The 23,866-nt window shown below is 31.8% G+C and carries 21 protein-coding genes; 15 read left to right on the top strand and 6 right to left on the bottom strand.

All coding sequences use genetic code 11. The features are described from left to right. Positions 1–2: 2 nt before the first annotated feature. A complete protein-coding gene (aroB, locus tag ABD963_RS06775; protein WP_345276199.1) occupies positions 3–1,070 on the bottom strand; it encodes a 3-dehydroquinate synthase in 1,068 nt (355 codons plus the stop codon). A 91-nt stretch (positions 1,071–1,161) separates the two neighbouring features. On the opposite strand from aroB, the gene ABD963_RS06780 reads away from it, so the two are divergent. Beyond that, on the top strand, positions 1,162–2,337 hold the full coding sequence (locus tag ABD963_RS06780) for a proline dehydrogenase family protein (protein WP_345276200.1): 1,176 nt from the start codon (positions 1,162–1,164) through the stop codon (positions 2,335–2,337). 134 nt (positions 2,338–2,471) lie between these two features. On the opposite strand, the gene ABD963_RS06785 is transcribed toward ABD963_RS06780, so the two are convergent. Together ABD963_RS06785 and ABD963_RS06790 are read right to left on the bottom strand one after the other, a co-directional pair. After that, a complete protein-coding gene (locus tag ABD963_RS06785; protein ID WP_345276201.1) occupies positions 2,472–2,849 on the bottom strand; it encodes a hypothetical protein in 378 nt (125 codons plus the stop codon). Positions 2,850–2,886: 37 nt separating this feature from the next. Next, positions 2,887–4,086: an alanine dehydrogenase gene (locus ABD963_RS06790; RefSeq protein ID WP_345276202.1), complete on the bottom strand. Its 1,200-nt coding sequence runs from the start codon at positions 4,084–4,086 to the stop codon at positions 2,887–2,889. Positions 4,087–4,214: 128 nt separating this feature from the next. Here ABD963_RS06790 and ABD963_RS06795 point away from each other — a divergent pair, with 128 nt between their 5' ends. After that, positions 4,215–6,638: an outer membrane beta-barrel protein gene (locus ABD963_RS06795; protein ID WP_345276203.1), complete on the top strand. Its 2,424-nt coding sequence runs from the start codon at positions 4,215–4,217 to the stop codon at positions 6,636–6,638. Between the two features lies 1 nt (position 6,639). On the opposite strand, the gene ABD963_RS06800 is transcribed toward ABD963_RS06795, so the two are convergent. The 3 genes from ABD963_RS06800 to porX form a co-directional block, all read right to left on the bottom strand. Next, positions 6,640–7,191 carry a hypothetical protein gene (locus ABD963_RS06800; protein ID WP_345276204.1) on the bottom strand — a complete coding sequence of 184 codons (552 nt, stop codon included), beginning with the start codon at positions 7,189–7,191 and terminating at the stop codon, positions 6,640–6,642. A 280-nt stretch (positions 7,192–7,471) separates the two neighbouring features. Then, the gene (gene tsaE / locus ABD963_RS06805; RefSeq protein WP_345276205.1) at positions 7,472–7,879 is read right to left on the bottom strand and encodes a tRNA (adenosine(37)-N6)-threonylcarbamoyltransferase complex ATPase subunit type 1 TsaE; all 408 of its coding nucleotides are present in this window, start codon (positions 7,877–7,879) and stop codon (positions 7,472–7,474) included. A gap of 93 nt (positions 7,880–7,972) precedes the next feature. Beyond that, a complete protein-coding gene (porX, locus tag ABD963_RS06810) occupies positions 7,973–9,526 on the bottom strand; it encodes a T9SS response regulator signal transducer PorX (RefSeq protein WP_345276206.1) in 1,554 nt (517 codons plus the stop codon). Between the two features lie 40 nt (positions 9,527–9,566). Between porX and ABD963_RS06815 the strand changes: the two genes are divergently transcribed. From ABD963_RS06815 to hisC, 13 genes are all read left to right on the top strand, one after another. Further along, complete coding sequence (locus ABD963_RS06815; RefSeq protein ID WP_345276207.1) at positions 9,567–10,787, top strand: HD domain-containing protein; 1,221 nt, start codon at positions 9,567–9,569, stop codon at positions 10,785–10,787. A gap of 52 nt (positions 10,788–10,839) precedes the next feature. Then, on the top strand, positions 10,840–11,868 hold the full coding sequence (gene lpxD, locus ABD963_RS06820; protein ID WP_345276208.1) for a UDP-3-O-(3-hydroxymyristoyl)glucosamine N-acyltransferase: 1,029 nt from the start codon (positions 10,840–10,842) through the stop codon (positions 11,866–11,868). Next, complete coding sequence (locus ABD963_RS06825; RefSeq protein ID WP_345276209.1) at positions 11,855–13,261, top strand: bifunctional UDP-3-O-[3-hydroxymyristoyl] N-acetylglucosamine deacetylase/3-hydroxyacyl-ACP dehydratase; 1,407 nt, start codon at positions 11,855–11,857, stop codon at positions 13,259–13,261. Before lpxD ends, ABD963_RS06825 begins: the two co-directional genes overlap by 14 nt. 2 nt (positions 13,262–13,263) lie before the next feature. Continuing rightward, the gene (lpxA, locus tag ABD963_RS06830) at positions 13,264–14,049 is read left to right on the top strand and encodes an acyl-ACP--UDP-N-acetylglucosamine O-acyltransferase (RefSeq protein ID WP_345276210.1); all 786 of its coding nucleotides are present in this window, start codon (positions 13,264–13,266) and stop codon (positions 14,047–14,049) included. Between the two features lie 4 nt (positions 14,050–14,053). Continuing rightward, complete coding sequence (efp, locus tag ABD963_RS06835; protein ID WP_345276211.1) at positions 14,054–14,620, top strand: elongation factor P; 567 nt, start codon at positions 14,054–14,056, stop codon at positions 14,618–14,620. Positions 14,621–14,698: 78 nt separating this feature from the next. After that, the gene (locus tag ABD963_RS06840; protein WP_345276212.1) at positions 14,699–15,637 is read left to right on the top strand and encodes a UDP-3-O-(3-hydroxymyristoyl)glucosamine N-acyltransferase; all 939 of its coding nucleotides are present in this window, start codon (positions 14,699–14,701) and stop codon (positions 15,635–15,637) included. 65 nt (positions 15,638–15,702) lie between these two features. Further along, complete coding sequence (gene sucD, locus ABD963_RS06845) at positions 15,703–16,575, top strand: succinate--CoA ligase subunit alpha (protein ID WP_345276213.1); 873 nt, start codon at positions 15,703–15,705, stop codon at positions 16,573–16,575. Positions 16,576–16,690: 115 nt separating this feature from the next. After that, positions 16,691–17,437 carry a 3-oxoacyl-[acyl-carrier-protein] reductase gene (fabG, locus tag ABD963_RS06850; RefSeq protein WP_345276214.1) on the top strand — a complete coding sequence of 249 codons (747 nt, stop codon included), beginning with the start codon at positions 16,691–16,693 and terminating at the stop codon, positions 17,435–17,437. A gap of 64 nt (positions 17,438–17,501) precedes the next feature. Continuing rightward, entirely contained in the window at positions 17,502–19,535 is a 2,034-nt protein-coding gene (locus tag ABD963_RS06855) for a vWA domain-containing protein (protein WP_345276215.1), read from the top strand. 13 nt (positions 19,536–19,548) lie between these two features. Further along, positions 19,549–20,364 carry a prohibitin family protein gene (locus ABD963_RS06860; protein WP_345276216.1) on the top strand — a complete coding sequence of 272 codons (816 nt, stop codon included), beginning with the start codon at positions 19,549–19,551 and terminating at the stop codon, positions 20,362–20,364. 320 nt (positions 20,365–20,684) lie between these two features. Further along, positions 20,685–21,542, top strand: coding sequence for an ATP phosphoribosyltransferase (hisG, locus tag ABD963_RS06865; protein ID WP_345276217.1), 858 nt, complete (start codon positions 20,685–20,687; stop codon positions 21,540–21,542). Between the two features lie 2 nt (positions 21,543–21,544). Further along, complete coding sequence (gene hisD, locus ABD963_RS06870) at positions 21,545–22,831, top strand: histidinol dehydrogenase (protein ID WP_345276218.1); 1,287 nt, start codon at positions 21,545–21,547, stop codon at positions 22,829–22,831. Further along, complete coding sequence (hisC, locus tag ABD963_RS06875) at positions 22,828–23,865, top strand: histidinol-phosphate transaminase (RefSeq protein WP_345276219.1); 1,038 nt, start codon at positions 22,828–22,830, stop codon at positions 23,863–23,865. The genes hisD and hisC overlap by 4 nt, the downstream gene beginning before the upstream one ends. Position 23,866 lies beyond the last annotated feature (1 nt).

The following is a 23,866-nucleotide window of genomic DNA, read 5'->3' on the forward strand; positions in this document are numbered from 1 at the left end:
TTTTAACTTGAGTAAAATTCAAAGGCCTCAATAATAATTTCATCGGCAACTTTACAATCAATTTTAGGCTTTCCAATAGCCTCTAAAAGGACAAAATTAATATTTCCGTGGCTGTTTTTCTTATCATATTTAAGAAGTTCCATGATTGATAAATATTCGCTTTTATCGATATCTATCTTTCCGAAGTAATTAATGAAAAGATCTCTTATATCTAATGTGGTTTTTTCAGGGAATCCTAATAATTTTGTGGAAATAAAACTAGCTAAAATCATTCCTATAGCAATGGCTTCTCCATGTAAAAGTGTCGTTTTATTTTTATTACTTAAAAAGTAAGATTCAATGGCATGTCCAAGTGTATGGCCAAAGTTCAAGGTTTTTCTTAATCCGTTTTCAAAAGGATCTTCCTCAACAACACATTTTTTTATAAGCACAGATTCATGAATTAACTCATCTAAATCACTGAGATTAAGCTTTGATAAGTTTTGAAATTTATTCCAATAATTTACATTATTTATTAAACCATGTTTCAGCATTTCTGCTAAACCAGAACGCATTTGGTTGGCAGGCAAAGTATCTAAAAAGTTTGTATCAATCAACACTAAATTAGGATTACTTATTACTCCAATTTGATTTTTTAATTCTCCCAAATCCACACCCGTTTTACCTCCAATTGAAGCATCAACCATTGAGAGTAGAGTAGTAGGTACATTTATGTAAGCTATACCGCGTTTAAAGGTACATGCCACAAAACCACCTAAATCTGTTATCACACCGCCACCTATATTTATCATCAAACTTTTTCTGTCTGCATCTAAATCAGAAAGCGTATTCCAAACCCCAACACAAGTTTCAATGTTTTTATTTATTTCGCCAGACTCTATTTCTATAATTTCAATGGCAAGACTAGTTACCATCTTTTCTAAAAACCCAGGCAAACAATATTGATGTGTATTTTCGTCTACTAGAATAAAAATTTTTGAGAAATTATTTTCTTTAAGATGCTCGTTTAATGCTATATAACACTTTTCATTAAAATGAATAACACAATCATTTGCGCTAATAGAATCCATAAGTTACGGTTGTTTTTTGAGGTTGTGAAATTAAGGAGATTTTGTATAAAATTATAACTTAGCTATAATTATCTTTGTTCAAATTTTTTTTATGAATACGGATTTAATATTTGATAATACAGAAATTGCCTTTTCACTCAAAAGCGATTCCGAATTGGAAAGAGCCTTTTTTTTGTTCAAAATGATCTCTATTGAACCCTTGGTTAGAATAGGTACCGTTGCTACAAATTTTGCTATAAAAGCACACTTACCAGTAGAAGGACTTATTAGAGCTACAGTATTTGATCATTTTTGTGGAGGGGTTAATGAAAAAGATTGCCTGCCAGTAATTGATAAAATGTATGAAAAAGGAGTAAGTTCTGTATTGGATTATTCTGTTGAAGGCAAAGAGACTGAAAAGGAATTTGACGATGCCAAAAATATGATTATCAATATTATTGATTTTGCAAAGTCAAAAGAAGCCATGCCGATTGCGGTGTTTAAACCAACTGGGTTTGGTCGTTTTAAGTTGTATGAAAAAATTGGGAAAGGTGAAAAACTTAATCAAAATGAACTCGAGGAGTGGCAAAGAGTAATAAAAAGATTTGATGACGTTTGTAAAAAAGCTAAAGATTGTAATATTGAGGTTTTAATTGATGCTGAAGAAAGCTGGATGCAAGATACAGCAGACGAATTGGTATCTGGGATGATGCGAAAATATAATACGGAAAAGCCGATTGTTTTCAATACTTTGCAAATGTATAGACATGATAGACTGGCTTTTCTAGAAAATGAACATAAAAAAGCCAAAGAAGGTAATTATTTTCTTGGTTTTAAATTGGTTCGAGGTGCTTACATGGAAAAAGAGAATGAAAGAGCTGATGAAAAAGGATATCCAACACCAATATGCGAAAGTAAATTTGCAACAGATCAAAATTTCAATAAAGGGTTGCGTTATATATTAGATAATTTAGATTGTATTTCCTTATTTGCTGGCACCCATAATGAGGACAGTTCTTATTTACTAATGCGATTGATGAAAGAAAAAGGGTTAGACAATAATGACTCCAGAGTATGGTTTGGACAATTGTACGGAATGAGTGATCACATAAGTTTTAATTTAGCTTATAAGGGATATAATGTTGCTAAATATGTGCCTTTTGGTCCTGTGAAAGATGTGATGCCTTACTTAATAAGAAGGGCCGAAGAGAACACTTCTGTTGCAGGACAAACAGGTAGAGAGTTAGCTCTTTTAACTAAGGAAAAAAAGCGTAGAAAAAATTTGTAATTTTTAGATGTATTTGGTTTGAACGCTCATATTTCAATCAAAAGTTTTAATGCTCTAAATCTATTTTAAAATAAATAAGTTTTTGGTTATTTCATTTAAATACACCTCTTAATCAAATGAAACCATTTTTTATTTTAGAATCTTTTATCTATTATGTCCAATATTGTGGCAATACTATCACAATTTTCAACTTTTATTGAAATATTCTTATCATTTATAAGCCCTTCAATAAAATAAACACCACATGGCTCCTGTCTAGGATTACTTTCAGAAAAATTCAAATCTCCTTTCTTTAAAATTTGTGAAATTTTAGAAGAATCTATCATTTTTTCAACCATATATAAAGTGGCCTTTTGGGAGTAAACAAATTTTTTAGAATTGATATTTTTTAAAACCCTAGCCTCTGGGCCATAACTACATGACGTTTTTTTACCATTTAAAAAAAAAGCTAAAATTACCAACCCTATGGAGAAACCACCGAGATAATATCCAATTCGCTGAATAAGTTTCATTTAATAGATTTAGAGCGCCTAGAAATAGCTGAATTATTTAAAATATAAGCAAATTTACATCGCTATAATTTAAATCGAACCATTCCCCAACCGATTTACTAGTTAAAATTCCGTGGTAAAAATACAATCCATTTTTTAAACCTCTATCAAATCTAAGTGAATTTTCTATACCACCATCTTCAGCTATCTTTAATAAATAAGGTGTAAAAATATTACTTATTGAAACAGATGAAGTACGAGGGTATCTGGCAGGAATATTTGGAACACAATAATGCACCACACCATGTTTAATAAATGTAGGTTGTTTGTGGGTAGTAACCTCACTAGTTTCAAAGCAACCACCCATATCTATGCTTACATCAATAATAATCGCACCTTTCTTCATGTTTTCTACCATGGTTTCTGATACCACAATGGGTGATCTGTTTGCACCTCTTACTGCTCCAATAACTACATCACAACGTTTTAAAGCCTTAATTAAATTTTTGGGTTGAATGGTAGATGTGAAAAGGGGTCGTCCCAAATGGGTTTGAATGCGTCTTAATTTAGTGATTGAATTATCAAACACCTTAACGCCAGCTCCTAATCCTAAAGAACTTCTTGCAGCAAACTCACCTACAGTTCCCGCACCTAAAATAACTACTTCTAGTGGTGGTACACCGCTAATGTTACCAAACATAAGCCCATTTCCATTTTTTGTGTCTGATAATAATTCTGCGGCAATTAGAACCGATGCTGTACCAGCTATTTCACTTAAAGACTTAACCGCGGGATAGTTGCCATCAGCATCTCTAATAAACTCAAAAGCCAACGCTGTTATACGTTTTGATGCCAATGCTTCAAAATATTTTTTGGTTTGTGTTTTTATTTGGAGTGCAGATATTAAAATAGTTTGCGGATTTATTAGTTTAATCTGTTCTAAACTAGGTGGTTCTACTTTTAAAATCATAGGACATGAAAATACTTTAGCTGCGTCATTAGTTATTTCTGCACCAGCTTCACTATAGTCTTTGTCACTAAAATTAGCACCATCTCCTGCACCGGACTCTAACAACACTCTATGTCCATTGTTAACAAGAGCATACACCGCATCTGGAGTTAAACAAACACGTTTTTCCTGAAAGGCTGATTCCTTGGGAATGCCAATAAACAAGGCCCCTTTCTTTTTAAAAATCTCTAATGTTTCTTCTTGAGGTAAGAGTTGCTGCTTAGTAAATGGCGAAAGTGGTTTAGACATGGTTAGCTCAATTAATAAAAATCAAATTACAAATTGATTTTTTAATCATAATAAAAATTAAAAAATAATTATTTTAGTTTTTTATGGTACCCAAATTAATTATTATTAGTTTGCATATAAATTTATGTATGATAAAAAAAATAACCTTATACATTATACTTTTATTTTCATTACTAAGTTTTTCTCAAGAGTTTAATATTACAGGAAATTTAAGAGATGAGAGCGATGAACCTATAGCATTTGCCAATGTTGTTTTATTGGATGTTAAAAATTCTATGCCACTTGATGGAACTACTTCAGATGATTTAGGAGAATTTAAATTCAATAATATAAAAAAAGGTCAGTATAGAATAAAAATTAGTTTCTTAGGATTTACCGAACGAACTATAAACATTGACCTTGATAGGGATATTAATTTACAAACTATTTTTTTGAAAGAAAATTTGTTGGAGCTTGATGATGTAACTGTGGTAGCAAAAAGACCAACTGTAAGGCGATTAGTTGATAGACTCGTTTTTAACGTTGAGAACTCTACGCTTTCTGATAATAACGTTCTTGATGTTTTGAAACAAACCCCTGGTGTCTTAGTTTATGATGGGGAAATAACTATAAAAAATTCAACACCAACGGTTTATATAAATGATAGAAAGGTTCATCTTTCTTCAAATGAAGTACAACAATTATTAGAAGGAACTTCAGCAAACAATTTAAAGTCAATTGAAGTTATTACAAACCCGCCAGCGAATTATGAAGCCGAAGGTGGTTCAGTATTAAATATAGTTACTAGTAATAATTTAATAGCTGGTTACAATGGGAGTATTTTCGGAAATTTTAAACAAGGCTTTCAGTTCCCAAAATATTTGGTTGGCACCAGCCATTTTTTTAAAACAAAAAAATTAAATACATATATCAATTATAGCATAAGCCCTAGAAAAGATTATAGGAATAATGATGAGTTTATAAATTTTATTGAAAATAATCAGGTTATAACAAGTTGGGAAACTGACTATAAACGGACTCGCCAATCGGAAAACCAAAACATTAATACCAATATTGATTTTGAAATTGACAAAAAAAACATTCTTGGTTTTTCAATTAACTTGTTAATAGCTCCCAGAGAGGGCACTAGAACAAATGTTAATTCCATAACAGAAGTTTTTAATTCAAATAAGGTTTTGGATTCAACATTTAATACCGAAAACAAGTCTGTAGATGAAACATTAAACTTTGCTTTTACTTTAGATTACACTCACCATTTTAATAAAAAAGGTGAAAAAATTTCAACAAGCCTACATCATACAAACTACGATTTTTCAAATTTTCAAAATGTAAATACAAATTATTTTTTTCCTGATGCGAGCTTAATAAGAAACAATAGATTTCAAACGTTTACCAGCCAAGAGATAAAGTTATATACAGGTCAAATTGATTACGAATTACCCATCAATACATCATCTCAATTTGAAACTGGAGGAAAGATCTCTCGTATTAATTCAAAAAGTATTTTAAATCAATTTACTTTTAATAATGATATAAGAGAGGAGGATTTACAAAATTCTGATACTTTTTTATATGATGAAATAAACTATGCGGCTTATGCAAGCTTCTCAAAAAATTGGGATAAATGGAGTTTAAAATTGGGTTTAAGAAGTGAATACACAGATATAAAGGGTAATTCTTTATCGGCTAATCAAATTAACAATAATGATTATTTAAAACTTTTCCCTTCATTTTATTTACTTAACAAAATAAACGAAAACAATGAGGTTTATTTTAATTATAATAAACGAATTTACAGGCCACGATATGAAAAATTAAACCCTTTTAAATTTTTTTTAAATGATAACTCTTATAATACAGGTGATCCAAACTTGAAACCTCAGATTGATGATGTACTTACTTTAGGCTATGTTTATAAGAACAATTACACTTTTGAATTTTTTTATAGATATGAAAAAGACACGGCTGTAGAAATTGCTTTTCAAGATAATGAAGAAAATATCATAAAATATTTAAGTACGAACAGTGAGAGGGGCATTGCTTATGGATTTGATTTTGCAACCTTTTCTAAGATAAATAATAACTGGAATTTATATGCTTTATCTTCAGTTAATTATTATGGCAACCGATTTTTTGCATTGGAAAGCAATAATGAACTTCAAACTATCGACAAATGGTCGGTCTATATCGAAATGATTAATTATTTTTCTTTTCTTAAAGACAAAAGTCTAACTACTGATGTTTCACTTTTATATATTTCTCCACTTACACGAGCAGCTTCAGTTATAAGTGACAGATTCGGTTTTGATATTAATATTAGGAAAAACTTATGGAAAAATAGAGCTTCTTTAAGTATTGGAATTTTGGATATTTTTAACACACAAAACTTTAATCAAACTACCAAATATTTAAATCAGGATATTTTGTTGAAATCTAGATTAGAAAACAGGTTATTAACATTTGGTTTTAACTATAAGTTTGGAAACTTCAGGCTAAATACAAATAGTAGATCTATTGATTTACAGGAAAGGGACCGACTAAATGGAGATTAATTTAGAAGTAATTTTTAACCTTATCCCAAAAATTCTTTGGTGAAACTTTGAACTCATCTTCTAGTTCTTGCATAGATTTGTTTGCTGTATTTATTTTATTAAATATTTGTGCTCTTATTAGGTATATGGAAGGTATAATAATAGCCATAATAGGTATAAAATAAATAATTTGTGATTCGTCAAGGTATTTCGTGTTTTCATTAAAAATACCTAATATTTGATAAATATACATAATGATAGGCACTAATAAAACATGGAACCACCAATGCCTGTTTGTAAAAAACCAAATAAGTAAAAGAAGTAAAGGAATAGCTTTCCCAGTAAAAATCCACATAGCCCATTGTGCTGATTCCCAAGACATCGAATCATATGTAAATAAAAAAGTGCTCCAGATTTGTGTATCAGGAACACTCTCATATAAATAAAACAGATAAGGAGTAGCTGCAATAACTGTAGCTATTATACTCCCGTTAATCAGTGATTTTCTGGATTCATTAACCGTTGCAGGGAATTTCTCCTTTTTTCTTCTCGATTTTTGCTGTTTGACTTGCATCTAGGTTATATTGGTTTGCAGCGTTAGCTAAAAACAACACACCTCCGAAAATTGCTATTGCAATTACATACTTTTTTGTTTTCATAATGTAAGGGATTTAATTAATTAATTAGTCCAAACTTATAGAAACAAAATCATGAAGTTTTTGCTTAAATGTTAAAATTATGTTAAATACAATGTTTTTTAAAATTTGTGCTGTGGGTTTCCCGTAAAACTTCAATATTCGGAGTTTTTCTTATTGTTATTTAGCTATTTATTGCTTGATTTAGGGTTATATTTTTTAACTATTTAACTTTAAAATTCTATTCTTTTCTTTATCAATTTCAATACTAATTTTATCAAAATCATCGTTCAAAATGGGTTCTATTAAATCTGGCCATTCTATCAGTTTCCAATGATCAGAATTTAGATAATCTTCAATTCCTAAGTTATACGCTTCATCTAAGTTATTGATTCTATATAAGTCAAAATGATAAATTTTTCCATCATTTAAAGAATATTCATTAACTATAGAAAACGTAGGACTGCTTACTTCATCCTTACTACCTAAATTCCTTACAAGACATTTAATAAGTGTTGTTTTGCCAACTCCCATACTTCCTTGTACTAACAAGGTTTTTGTCTTTAAATTTTTAATGAGCTGATCCACTACTCGTTCAATCTCATTTAATTTATATGAAATTTCCAATTTTGTAAAGAATATGCAGCAATATTAATAAATAAAATTCAAAAAACCTAAAAAATAATGTATTTCATCGATGATTTTAATCGTTTCATGGATTTATTTCGGGTTAAACACGACAAATGGAATAATCATCTCTTCTAATGAAACACCTCCATGTTGGTAAGTATTTCTGTAATAGCTTACGTAGTGATTGTAATTATTTGGATAAGCAAAAAATAAGTCACTTTTAGCGAATATATATGAGCTACTCATATTAATGGAAGGTAAATGTATTTCTTTTGGATCTTTTGCTACCAATACATCTTTACTGTCAAAAGTTAAGCTTCTACCAGTTTTATATCGTAAATTTAAACTCGTGTCTCTATCTCCAATTACTTTTGATGGATTCTTTACATTGATTGTGCCATGATCGGTAGTTAAAATAAGCTTAAAGCCCATTTGCTGTGCCTGCTGAATCATTTCTAGAAGAGGGGAATTTTTAAACCAGCTTAATGTTAATGATCTGTATGCCTTGTCATTGGAAGCTAACTCTTTAACAACTTCCATTTCTGTTTTGGAATGCGAAAGCATATCTACAAAATTGTATACAATTACGGTTAAATCATTGTTTTTTAATGATTTAAAATTATCTGCTAATTTTTTACCAGTTTTTAAATTGGTTATTTTATGATACTCGTAATTTAAATGCGTTAAACCTAAACGTTTCATTTGAGTATCTAAAAAATCAGCTTCGTGTAAATTTTTTCCACCTTCGTCGGTGTCATTTTTCCAATACTGAGGAAATAATTTTTCCATATCACTTGGCATTAATCCAGAAAAAATAGCATTTCGTGCATATTGTGTAGCAGAAGGTAAAATACTAAAAAAAGCTTCTTCTTTTTCTTTTTTATAGTAGTTGTTAATAATGGGTTCAAAAACCTTCCATTGATCATAACGTAAATTATCTATCACTATTAAAACTGTAGGTTGTTCTTTACTAATTTCGGGAATTATTCTTTCTTTAAAAAGTGTGTGAGACATGATTGGAGAATCGTTATTTGAGTCAAACCAATCGGCATAATTTTTCTCGATGAATTTTCCAAATTGAATGTTAGCTTCGTTTTTTTGTGATTCTAGAATTTCGAACATACTGGCATCCTCAATGTCTTCCAATTGAATTTCCCAATAAATCAATTTTTGATATAAGGTCACCCATTCTTCATAGCTATTTACCATAGATAAATCCATAGCAATTTTCCTGAATTCTTGTTGATAATTTGAAGTTGTTTTTTCCGAGACCAATCTCGAATGATCTAAATTCTTTTTTAAACTTAAAAGAATTTGATTTGGGTTTACAGGTTTTATTAAGTAATCTGCAATTTTATTTCCAATAGCTTCTTCCATAATGTATTCTTCTTCACTTTTAGTAATCATAACAACAGGAAGATTGTCTTTTTTCTCTTTGATTTCATTCAAAGTTTCAAGTCCGGTAAGACCTGGCATATTTTCATCTAAAAACACAATATCAAAATTTTCCTCATCTAAAATATCTATCGCTTCTGTGCCACTTTTGCAAGTGGTAACTTTATATTTTTTGTTCTCAAGAAATAAGATATGTGGTTTTAATAAATCAATTTCATCATCAACCCAAAGTATTTTTATTGTGTTCATATAGCTATATTTGTATAATTTTAATTTTAAAATTTAAAGTTTGAATAAACTTAAAATATTAAACGACCCAATTTACGGATTTATTACTATTCCAAATTCGCTGATTTTCGATTTAATACAGCATAAATACTTCCAACGTCTGCGCAGAATTACACAAATGGGTATGTCTTATTTAGTATATCCGGGGGCACATCATACACGTTTTCATCACGCTATTGGTTGTGTTCATTTAATGCAGCAAACTGTTAATGTGCTTCGTTTTAAAGGAGTTGCGATCTCTGAAGAAGAAGAAACAGGTCTTTTTATTGCCATTTTACTCCACGATATTGGTCATGGTCCATTTTCACATGCTATGGAAAATAGCATAGTAAATAACGTCTCACATGAGGATATTTCCTTGTTTTTTATGGAACGTTTAAATGAAGAATTTAACGGAAGTTTAACGCTTGCGATTCAAATTTTCAAAGGAGAGTACCAAAGAAAGTTTATGTGTCAACTGATTTCTGGGCAATTTGATATTGATAGAGCCGATTATTTGAAGCGTGATAGCTTTTATACAGGTGTGGCAGAAGGTAATATTAGTAGTGAACGATTAATAACCATGCTAAATGTAGTTGATGATGATTTGGTGATTGAGGAAAAAGGTATTTATAGCGTTGAAAAATTTATAATAGCCAGGCGTCTTATGTATTGGCAAGTATATTTACATAAAACGAGTTTGGTAGCAGAACAGTTACTTATTAGAGTTTTAAAGCGTGCAAAAGAACTATTTGATAATGGACAGAAACTAAACGCAAGTGAAGCTTTTCTGTTTTTTTTAAAAAATAAAATTACCCACGACAAATTTAATAATGGAACCCTAGATGTTTTTTCTCAGTTGGATGATTATGATATTATTTCGGCAATAAAACATTGGCAATATCATGGAGATTTTGTACTTAGCAATCTCTGTGAAATGATTATAAATCGAAATTTGCTAAAAATTAAAATAAAAAATAAAGTCATTAATGAAAATAGCTTAAACAAACATTTAGATTCATTTAAGAAAAAATATAAAATATCTGAAGAAGAAGCTCGTTATTTTGTATTTACTGGAAGTATTTCAAACCAAGCATATCAATTAAATACCAAGCGGGTAAATATATTACTCAATAATGGAAAAATAGAGGATATTGTTAAAGCATCCGATCAATTAAATCTTAAAGCCCTCTCAAAACCCGTTACAAAATATTATATATGCTATCCTAAAGATAAACTTTAGTACATTTTTCCTATTTTTGCGAGAACTAAACAAAGAATATAACTTTAAAAGTGTGAAATTTACAGCACAACAAATAGCAGGAATTTTGGAAGGCGATGTAGTAGGAAATCCTGATATTGAAGTATTTAAACTTTCTAAAATTGAAGAAGGCTTTGAAGGCTCTTTAACTTTTTTAGCAAACCCAAAATATACGCCTCATATTTATTCAACAAAGGCATCTATAACTATAGTAAATAAAACATTTGTTCCTGAAAGCAATCTAGAAACTACACTTATAAAAGTTGATGATGCCTATTTAGCTTTTTCAAAAATTTTGGAATATTACAATTCTGTAAAACTTAATAAAATAGGTATAGAGCAACCATCTTTTATATCAAATTCTGCTAAATATGGTGAAAATGTATATATAGGAGCTTTCAGTTACATTGGTGATAACGTAATTATTGGAGATAATGTAAAGATTTTTCCAAATGTTTACATTGGAGACAATGTTGTTGTTGGCCATAACTCTATCATATTTGCAGGCTCAAAAATATATTCAGAATGTATAATTGGTAACTATTGCATAATAAACTCTGGTGCCATTATTGGCGCTGATGGTTTTGGATTTACACCTAATGAAAAAGGTGAATATAACAAAGTGCCTCAAACCGGTAATGTAATTCTTGAGGATTTTGTAGATGTTGGGGCTGCTACAACCATTGATAGGGCTACATTAGGTTCAACAATTATTCGAAAAGGTGTTAAACTAGATAACCAAATACAAATTGCTCATAATGTAGAAATTGGAAAAAACACCGTAATAGCGGCACAAACAGGAATTGCTGGTTCCACTAAAATAGGAGAAAATTGTCAAATAGGTGGGCAGGTAGGTATTGTGGGACACATAACCATAGGAAATAATGTTAAAATACAGGCACAATCTGGTATTGGCAGAAATGTAAAAGATGATGAGGTACTTCAAGGATCTCCGGCGCTTTCATATGGTGATTTTAATAAATCCTATGTTTATTTCAAAAATTTACCGAAAATTGTAAAAGATATTAATGATTTAGATAAAAAATTAAATGGGAATAGTTAACACCGAAATAAAACAAAAAACGATAAAAAGTGATGTGTCTTTAACCGGTGTGGGTTTACATACGGGTAAAGATGTTACATTAACCTTTAAACCGGCTCCAATAAATTCGGGATTATCTTTTAAACGTATTGACTTAGAGGGAACACCTGTAATTGAGGCAGATGCTAATTATGTAACCAATACACAACGAGGTACTTGTTTAGAGAAAAACGGGGTAATTATTCAAACTTCAGAACACGTACTGGCGGCATTGGTGGGAATGGATATCGATAACGCCATTATAGAATTAAATGAATCGGAACCACCTATTATGGATGGCTCTTCAAAGTTCTTTGTTGAAGCTATAGAAAAAGCAGGAATTGTAGAGCAAGATACTTTTAGGGAAGAATTTGTGATTACTGATATTGTATCTTATGTTGATGAGGAATCAGGTAGTGAAATACTTGTTATGCCCTCAAATGAATACCAAATAACCACTATGGTTGATTTCGGAACCAAGGTTTTAGGAACTCAAAATGCCACATTAAATCGTATTTCAGATTTTAAAGAAGATATATCAAATTCAAGAACTTTTAGTTTCTTACATGAAATTGAGATGCTTCTAGAAAATGGTCTCATTAAAGGAGGTGATTTAAATAATGCCATTGTTTATGTAGATAAAGCTTTGTCTCCAAAAACCATGGAAAAGTTAAAAGTGGCTTTTAAAAAGGATTCCATAGCCGTTAAACCTAATGGTATTCTTGATAATTTAACACTCCACCATCCCAATGAAGCTGCTAGGCATAAATTATTAGATGTTTTAGGTGATTTGGCCTTAGTCGGAACAAGAATACGTGGAAAAGTAATAGCTAATAAGCCTGGACATTTTGTGAATACACAATTTGCTAAAAAGTTATCTAAATTAATTAAAAATGAAAGGCGCAATAATGTGCCTAACATTGATTTGAATCAACCTCCATTAATGGATGTTACTCAAATTATGGCAATGCTACCCCACAGGCAACCATTTTTGTTGATCGACAAAGTTTACGAACTTACAGAAAATGATGTCATTGCTATAAAAAATGTTACCATGAACGAGGAGTTTTTTAAAGGGCATTTTCCTGGAGCTCCTGTAATGCCTGGTGTATTAATTGTTGAAGCAATGGCTCAAACAGGAGGTATTTTGGTTTTAAACACAGTTCCAGACCCGGAAAATTATTTAACTTTTTTCATGAAAATGGATAATGTAAAATTCAAACAAAAAGTAATGCCCGGAGATACCTTAATTTTTAAATGTAGTTTAATTACACCTATACGTCGTGGTATATGCCATATGCAAGGTTACGCTTATGCCAATGGTAAACTTTGCGCCGAAGCAGAATTAATGGCACAAATAACAAAAGTTAAATAAATATGAACCAACCACTAGCATATGTGCACCCAGGTGCAAAAATCGCAAAAAATGTAGTCATTGAACCTTTTGCAACTATTCATAACAATGTTAAAATAGGAGAAGGAACTTGGATTGGTAGCAATGTTACTATAATGGAAGGTGCTAGAATTGGTAAAAACTGTAATATTTTTCCTGGTTCAGTAATTTCTGCAGTTCCACAAGATTTAAAGTATAATGATGAAGACACTACTGTTGAAATAGGCGATAATGTGACCATAAGGGAATGCGTTACCATTAATCGAGGTACAGCAGATAGAATGAAAACTGTGGTAGGAAACAATTGTTTAATTATGGCTTATTGTCATATTGCTCACGATTGTGTAGTTGGTAATAATTGTATCTTCTCAAACAATAGCACATTGGCGGGTCACATTACTATTGGAGATTATGTGGTATTAGCGGGTATGACAGCCGTTCACCAATTTGTGTCCATTGGGAATCATGCCTTTGTGACTGGTGGTTCTTTAGTTAGAAAAGATGTTCCTCCTTATGTTAAAGCTGCAAGAGAACCTCTTTCTTATGTAGGCATCAATTCAGTCGGACTAAGAAGACGTGGATATTCAACCGAAAAAATTAGGGAAATTCAGAATATTTTTAGAATACTTTATCAAAAAAATTACAACAATACCCAAGCTTCAGAAATTATAGAAGCTGAAATGGAGGCAACTCCAGAGCGCGATGAAATTCTACAATTTATAAAAAACTCACATCGCGGTATCATGAAAGGATATTTTAAATCAAATTAACTATATGGCAACTACAAGTGATATTAGAAACGGATTATGCATTCGTTACAACAATGATATTTATAAAATAATAGAGTTTTTGCACGTAAAACCTGGTAAAGGTCCTGCATTTGTGAGAACAAAAATGAAAAGTGTTACCAGCGGAAAAGTTCTTGACAACACCTTTTCTGCTGGACATAAATTGGAAGATGTACGTGTTGAAACCCATAAATTTCAATATCTATATAACGATGGAGAGTTTTATCATTTCATGAATCAAGAAGACTATACCCAGATTCGTTTGCTCGAGGCGGCTTTAGATAATCCTAGTTTAATGAAAGAAGGTGAAGTTGTGACTGTAATTATTAACACAGAGGACAACATGCCACTTTCTGTCGAAATGCCGGCGAGTGTTATTCTTGAAGTGACCCATACGGAGCCTGGTGTAAAAGGAAACACTGCTACCAATGCTACAAAACCTGCAACTGTTGAGACTGGAGCCATTGTTAATGTTCCTTTATTCATTAATGAGGGTGATAAAATAAAAGTGGAAACAGATAAGGGTACATACAAAGAGCGCGTAAAAGAATAGTGTATATTCCTAATTATTTGTCCCTATTAATAATTATGTTTTAAGCTAATATTAAAGAATTTAAATTGATATTTATTTATGAAGTTCCCTAAGCCACATACCTTAAAACAAATAGCGAATTTAATTAATTGCGAGTTTGTTGGTGAAGAAGATTTCTCGGTTTTGGGAATGAATGAAATTCATGTAGTTGAGTCTGGGGATATTGTATTTGTTGATCATCCAAAGTATTATGATAAAGCTTTAAAATCTGCAGCAACTACCATCTTAATTAACAAAAAGGTTGATTGTCCTGAAGGTAAAGCACTTTTGATTAGTGATGATCCATTCAGGGATTTCAACAAATTAACGGATCATTTCAAACCTTTCAAGAAATCCGAAAGTGCTATTTCTGCATCTGCAAAAATCGGTAAAAACACTGTTATTCAACCAAATTGTTTTATTGGGAACAATGTAACAATTGGTGAAAATTGTATGATACATTCTAATGTGAGTATTTATGATGACGTTGTCATAGGTAACCATATCACCATACACTCAGGAACTGTTTTAGGAGCCAATGCCTTTTATTATAAAAAAAGGCCAGAAGGTTTTGACAGATTGAAATCTTGCGGACGTGTTGTTATTGAAGACCATGTTGATATTGGGGCTTCATGCACCATAGACAGGGGTGTAACTGGAGACACAACTATCAAAAAAGGTTCTAAGCTTGATAATTTAATTCAAATAGGTCACGATACTGTCATTGGTGAAAAATGTTTAATAGCCTCTCAAGTTGGTATTGCTGGCTGTGTAGTTATTGAAGATGAAGTTACTATTTGGGGACAAGTTGGCATGACGAGTGGCATAACAATAGGTAAAAAAGCGGTAATTCATGCGCAATCGGGTATCAGTAAATCATTAGAGGGAAATAAAACCTATTGGGGAACGCCAGCACAAGAGGCAAGAGCAGAAATGAAAGAAATGGCCAATATTAAAAGAATTCCTGAAATTTTCGATTTGATAAAGTCAAAAAAATAATTTTAATACTATAAAGTAACTTCAAAAAAAGTATTTTTGCACAAGCTTTTTTAAAAAAATAAACAATGAGTGTTTTAGTAAATAAAAATTCAAAAATTATAGTTCAAGGGTTTACAGGCAGTGAAGGTACATTCCACGCTAGTCAAATGATTGAATATGGAACCAATGTTGTTGGAGGTGTTACGCCAGGTAAAGGAGGGCAAACACATTTGGATAAACCAGTTTTCAATACTGTAAAAGATGCTGTTAAAGAAGTTGGAGCAGATACCACCATAATATTTGTGCCACCTGCTTTTGCCGCTGATGCTATTATGGAAGCCGCTGATGCTGGTATAAAAGTGATTATTACTATTACTGAAGGAATTCCTGTTGCTGATATGATTACAGCATCCAATTACATAAAGAATAAAGATTGTCGTTTAATAGGTCCTAATTGCCCCGGTGTTATTACACCAGGGGAAGCAAAAGTTGGTATTATGCCTGGTTTTGTTTTCAAAAAAGGAAAAGTAGGTATCGTTTCTAAATCTGGAACTTTAACTTATGAAGCCGCAGACCAAGTTGTAAAACAAGGCTTGGGAATTACTACCGCCATTGGAATAGGAGGAGACCCTATTATTGGAACCACTACAAAACAGGCAGTAGAACTTTTAATTAACGACCCGGAAACAGAAGCAGTTGTTATGATTGGTGAAATTGGCGGTCAATTAGAAGCCGATGCAGCCAATTGGTACAAAGCGAGTGGCAGTAAGAAACCAGTGGTAGGATTTATTGCTGGTGAAACAGCTCCGGCTGGACGTACCATGGGTCACGCTGGCGCTATTGTTGGCGGAAGTGATGATACGGCTCAAGCTAAAAAGAAAATTATGAGAGCTTGTGGTATTCATGTCGTGGATTCACCTGCTGAAATTGGAAAAAAAGTAGCTGAAGTTTTAGCTTAAAAAATAAAATTCAAATTTTTAAACCTTGCAAATCTTGTGAGGTTTTTTTATTTGAAGACATTAGTATTTCTTATATTTGAAATAATCAACAGAATATAAACTAACTGATATATACATGAAATTATTAGAAGGAAAAACCGCCATAATAACTGGTGCTAGTAGAGGCATAGGAAAGGGAATTGCACAAGTTTTTGCTAAAGAGGGCGCCAACGTAGCGTTTACTTATAGCTCATCAGTTGAAGCGGCTAACGAATTGGAAAAAGAGTTGAATGCCTTAGGAGTTAAAGCCAAAGGTTATAAAAGTAACGCGGCAGACTTTGAAGAAGCTCAAAAACTCGCTGATGATGTGGTAGCAGAATTTGGAAGTATCGATATTTTAGTCAACAATGCCGGTATTACTAAAGATAATTTATTGATGCGTATCACTGAGGAAGATTTTGATACCGTCATAGAAGTCAACTTAAAGTCCGTTTTTAACATGACCAAAGCAGTTCAAAAAACTATGTTAAAACAACGAAAAGGTTCTATCATTAATATGAGTTCTGTGGTTGGTGTAAAAGGTAACGCCGGTCAAACCAATTATGCGGCTTCAAAAGCAGGTATTATAGGATTTTCAAAATCCGTAGCATTAGAGTTAGGTTCAAGAAATATTCGAAGTAATGTTGTTGCCCCAGGTTTTATAGAAACGGAAATGACTGCCAAGCTTGATGAAGAGGTAGTAAAAGGGTGGAGAGCTGGAATTCCATTAAAACGTGGCGGTACTCCTGAAGATGTGGCCAATGTTTGTGTTTTTTTGGCAAGTGATATGAGTGCCTATGTTACTGGGCAAACATTGAATGTAGATGGAGGAATGCTTACTTAGTTAAAGGTTTACGATATACGATTTTAGAATTTTAAAATCGTTAATCAAAAATCGTCAATCGTAAATGCAGAAATATACTTTATTATATATCATACTAGCTGGAATAGTAGCACTTTCATTGGCGCTTTTCCATTACTTTAAAAATTCAAAAAGCATGTCTAAAATAAACATGCTTTTTGTTTTTTTGAGATTTATCAGTGTGTTTTCTGTTTTGCTTTTATTAATAAATCCTCGGTTTGAAAAAAATACGTTGTCTATTGAAAAGCCTAATTTAGTTATTGCGATCGATAATTCCAGTTCCATAAAATATTTAAACCAAGAAGCTAAAACCATTGATTTTATTGATGAATTATCAAACAATAATAATTTAAAAGAAAAATTTAATTTAGATTTCTATACGTTTGGTGAATCCCTAAAAAATACAGATTCGGTAACTTTTTCTGAAAATCAAACGAATATTTACCAAGCGTTTAATCAATTACACCAGGTTTACAAACAAACTGTATCTCCAACAATATTATTTACAGATGGTAATCAGACATACGGAAATGATTATCAGTTTATTACAAACACTTACAAACAACCTATTTACCCAATTATTATAGGTGACACCGTTATGCACTCTGATTTAAAAATTGAGCAACTTAACGTAAATAAATACGCCTACTTAAAAAACAAATTTCCTGTAGAGACCATTTTGGTTTACAACGGAGAAGATTATATCAGTTCAAAATTTGAGGTTTCTAATGGAAATACAATTATTTATTCAGAAGAAATGAATTTTTCAAAAGATACTAATTCAAAGGTTATCAATTTTACATTGCCAGCAAACACCATAGGAGTTAGTAACTATAAGGCGACAATAATTCCTTTCGAAAATGAAAAGAATACAGTAAACAATTCTAAAAATTTTGCTGTTGAAGTCATTAATCAAAAGACAAAAATAGCTATAGTTAGTGATTTTATTCACCCAGATATAGGTGCATTAAAAAAGAGTATTGAAAGTAACGAACAACGCTCAGTAGAATTTTTGAATTCAAATGAAATATTAAATCAAATAAATGAATTTCAATTAATTATAGTATATCAACCAAATAATAAATTTAAGCAATTATTCGATATTCTTAAATCCCAAAACAGCAGTTTATTTCTCATAATTGGAACTAAAACTGATTTAGATTTTCTGAATTCGATTAATACAGACTTTGATTTAGAAATAACCAATCAAACTGAGGATTATCAAGCTGAGTTGAACAAAAATTATTCACCTTTTATAGTGGATGATATCAATTTCGAATCGTTCCCGCCCTTAGAGTCGAATTACGGAAACATTATTTTTTCGGTCCCATTTGAAACTGTTTTATTAAAAACACTAAATGGGGTTTCAACCAACGAAACCTTACTAGCGACTTTTGAAAAAAACAAGCGGAGAGAAGCTATTTTGTTTGGGGAAAACATTTGGAAATGGCGTGCCCAAAGCTATATAAATTCTAAGTCCTTTAATGAATTTGATAATTTTATTGGAAAATTAGTTCAATATCTTGCCTCTAATAGGCAGAAAAGCAGATTGAATATCGAATACGAATCGTTTTATAATGGTAGCAACAATATTATAATTAAAGCAGAGTTTTTTGATAAAAACTATGTTTTTGATACTCGTGAAACACTTAATATTACAGTGGTTGATAATATTTCAAAAGAATCTAAAACCTTTCCTTTAATTTTAAAAGGCAATAATTACCAAGTTGATTTAAGTAGTTTAGCACCATCTGCATATACATTTACCATAAAAGCTTCCAACGAGAATTTATCTAAATCTGGAAGTTTTCAAATTTTGGAATACAACGTAGAACAACAATTTTTAAGTGCAGATGTAACAAAGCTCAAAAAGATAGCTACTAATAGCAATGGAAGTATCTACCACATCGATAAAACCGAAAATTTAGTGAATGTTTTATTAAGTGATAATAGGTACAAGCCAATTCAAAAAAACAATAAAAATACCATACCTTTGATAGATTGGAAATATCTACTGATTATTCTGTCCCTGAGCTTAGGAATGGAGTGGTTTTTAAGAAAATATTACGGATTAATTTAAAAAAAAATACACCATGGAAAAATTACCAAAAATTGCACTACCTCTAATAATAACGGGAATCGTATTAGTCATTTTATTAGCAAAATCGGCCGTAACTATCGACTCTGGGGAGGCTGGGGTTTTATTTAAAACTTTTGGAGAAGGCGTTGTTATTGACGAACCACCAATGGGAGAGGGCTTTCATCTAGTTGCCCCTTGGAATAAAGTTTATGTATACGAGGTACGTCAACAAGAACTTTTTGAAAAAATGAAAGTTTTATCTTCAAACGGATTGGAAATTCAAATTGATGCTTCTGCTTGGTACGAACCTGTCTATAATGACCTTGGTAATTTACATCAGTCACTTGGTCAAAACTACTTACAGCGTGTTATACAGCCTGCAATTCGAAGCGCAGCGCGCAGTGTGGTAGGTCGATACACCCCGGAACAATTATACTCTAGTAAGCGTGATGCTATACAGGATGAAATATTTACTGAAACAAAAAAGATTTTAGAGAAACAATTTGTACAATTAAACGAAGTGCTAGTTCGTGACGTAACCTTACCAAATACTATTAAAGATGCTATTGAACGCAAATTAAAGCAAGAACAAGAATCCTTAGAATATGAGTTTAGGTTGGTTACTGCGGAAAAAGAGGCTGAAAAAGTTAGAATTGAAGCCCAAGGTAAAGCAGATGCCAATAAAATATTGAGTGCTTCCTTAACCGATAAAATCTTACAAGATAAGGGCATTGATGCCACTTTAAAGTTGTCTGAGTCACCAAATAGCAAGGTCATTGTTATAGGTTCAGGTGATAGCGGATTACCAATCATTCTTGGGAATCAATAATGTAACGAATAAAATAATTCAGTTATTCATTCATTATTTTAAATTTTAAATTAAAAATGCTTTTTAAAATGTTTATTTTTTAAAAGTTGTAATAAATGCATTTTTAATTTGGAATTATAACAATAAATTATAGATATTTGTACAAACAAAAAAAACATGATTTTTATTCAATCACATCATCATTTTCAAATTTGCACTCAAGCGAACTGAAAATGTATTGAATAAATTCAACATATATTTTTAAACCCGTTTGAGATAATCAAGCGGGTTTTTAATTTTAACTTAAACTTGATTATTTCAAACTCATAACTAAAATAAAAATGAGTAAATTAAGAATTGCTGTTCAAAAAGCTGGTCGCCTCAATGAGGATTCCATGCAAATTTTAAAGGACATAGGTATTAACATTGATAACGGAAAAGACCAATTAAAGGCTTCGGCTAAAGGTTTCCCCGTCGAGGTTTTTTATTTAAGAAATGGAGATATTCCACAATATTTAAAAGATGGTGTCGTGGATGCTGCCATTATAGGAGAAAATGTTTTAATTGAAAAAGGCAACGGTATCAATATTGCAGAAAAACTTGGTTTTTCAACCTGTAGAGTTTGTATAGCGGTTCCGAAAGCTACCAAATATAATGGATTAAAAGATTTGGAAGGTAAACGCATCGCGACCTCTTACCCAAATACCGTTCGAGATTATTTAGATAAAAATGGCGTTAATGCCAATCTTCATATCATTAATGGGTCTGTGGAAATTGCACCTAATATTGGGTTGGCCGACGCCATTTGTGATATCGTTTCAAGCGGAAGTACCTTGTTTAAAAACAATTTAAAAGAAGTAGAAACCATATTAAAAAGTGAAGCTGTTTTAGCGGTATCTCCCATTTTAAGCGAAGATAAACAAGCTATTTTAGATACTATTCAATTCAGAATTAAATCGGTTTTAAAGGGAAGGCAATCCAAGTATATTTTGTTGAATGCGCCAAATGATAAATTAGATAAAATCATCAGTATTTTACCAGGAATGAAAAGTCCAACCGTTTTACCACTTGCGGAAAAGGGTTGGAGTTCGGTTCACTCAGTCATCAGTAAAAACGAATTTTGGGATGTTATCGATGAGCTAAAAGTAAATGGTGCTCAAGGCATTTTAGTTTGTCCAATTGAAAAAATGGTGCTTTAATTATGAAAATCATTGAAAATCCAAATAAAAGCGAATGGCAGGAAGTTTTAAAGCGCCCAACTCAAACAGTTGACGATATTGAAAGCTTAGTTATTCAAATTTTTAATGAAGTTAAAATCGATGGCGATTCGGCCATAAAAAAATACACACTAAAATTTGATGGTATTTCATTAGAATCAAATTTGGTTACTGAAAAAGAGATTAATGATGCGGTTAGCAAAGTACCCGTTAAACTTCAAAATGCTATTAAGAAAGCTAAAAAAAATATTGAAGCTTTCCATCTAGCTCAAAAAACATCCAAAGTATATTTAGAAACAACCAACGGTGTTGAATGTTGGCAAGAAAAGAGAGCTATTCAAAAGGTAGGATTATACATTCCTGGTGGTACTGCGCCTTTATTTTCTACAGTGTTGATGTTGGCAATACCAGCACAAATAGCTGGTTGTAAAGATATTATTTTATGTTCACCACCAAATAAAGAAAAGAATTTAGCCCCTGAGATTCTCTTTGCTGCAAAACTTTGTGGTGTTACCAAAATTCTAAAAGTTGGAGGTATTCAAGCGATTGCAGGTTTAACGTTTGGTACAGAAACGATTCCAAAAGTTTATAAAATTTTCGGACCAGGGAATCAGTATGTAACGGTAGCCAAGCAATTAGCCACTAAGTATGGAGTTGCAATAGATATGCCAGCTGGCCCCAGTGAATTATTGGTTGTTGCTGATGATAGTGCAAACGCCTCCTATGTTGCTTCAGACTTGTTGAGCCAAGCAGAACATGGTATAGATAGCCAAGTCATTTTGGTATCGACTTCAAAGAGTTTAATCGCTGCTGTTTCAGAAGAAATTAAATCTCAACTTGCTATACTTCCACGTAAGGATATAGCTCAACGAGCAATTGATAATTCTAAGTTGATTTTAATAGAAGATGATAACATAGCGTTGGAGTTAATTAATGAATATGGTCCAGAACATTTTATTATTTGTGTAAAAAATGAAGCATTCTTTGTTGATGGCACCTGTAATGCAGGTTCTATTTTTATAGGTGATTACACACCAGAAAGCGCAGGCGATTATGCCTCTGGGACCAACCATACATTGCCCACGAACGGCTTTAGTAAGGCCTATTCCGGTGTGAATTTAGATAGTTTTTTAAAGAGTATGACGTTTCAAAAAATATCAAAAGAAGGCCTTTTAAATATTGGAGAAACCATAGAGTTAATGGCGGAAGCAGAAGGCTTGCAAGCGCACAAAAATGCCGTTTCCATAAGATTAAAGGATTTAAAGAAATGAATATCCAAGATTTAATTAGACCTAATATAAAAGCCCTAAAGCCATATTCGTCGGCTAGAGATGAGTTTCAAGGCAATACTGATGCTATGGTGTTTTTGGATGCCAATGAAAACCCTTTTGAAAATGGCGTGAATCGTTATCCAGACCCACAACAAAGAACGTTGAAATCCATACTATCTGAAATTAAAAAGGTTTCAGTAAAAAATATATTATTAGGAAATGGTAGTGATGAAGTTTTGGATTTGATTTTTAGAGCATTTTGTGAACCAAATCAAGACAATATAATCATTCTGCCTCCAACTTATGGGATGTATGAGGTTTTGGCTAATTTAAATGCCGTAGAAATCAAGAAAGTTAATTTAAATAAGGATTTTCAACCTCGTGTAGAAACCATTTTAAATGTTGCCAATAGTAACAGTAAAGTACTCTTTTTATGTTCACCAAACAATCCAACAGGTAATAGTTTTTCAAAGGAATCCATTGAAAACTTGTTAAAAAAATTCAATGGATTAGTGGTTATTGATGAGGCTTATATAGATTTTTCCAATGAAAAAAGTTGGTTACAAAGGCTGGAAGAATTTCCGAATTTAATAGTTACCCAAACCCTATCAAAAGCCTACGGAATGGCAGGAATTCGTTTAGGTATTTGTTACGCATCTCATGAGATTATAAGAGTTTTAAACAATATAAAACCGCCTTATAATGTTAACGAATTAACGCAACAAAAAGCTTGGGAACAATTAAAGCAAAAGGAGGTAACAACATACCAAATTAAATCAATTCTTGAGGGACGAGACAATCTCATTTCAGAATTAAAACAGATTAATTTTGTAACTAAAATATATCCTTCAGATGCCAATTTTGTGTTGGTTAAGGTTGATGATGCTACGAAACGTTATAACCAGTTGATTGAAAAAGGAATCGTGACTAGAAATAGAACATCGCAGCCAGGATGTGAAAACTGTTTGAGGTTTACTGTTGGCACACCAGATGAGAATAAGAAATTAATAAAAGAACTTAAAACACTTACATAAC

Origin of the sequence: Litoribaculum gwangyangense (assembly GCF_039543505.1) — a bacterium.
Lineage (GTDB): Bacteria > Bacteroidota > Bacteroidia > Flavobacteriales > Flavobacteriaceae > Litoribaculum > Litoribaculum gwangyangense.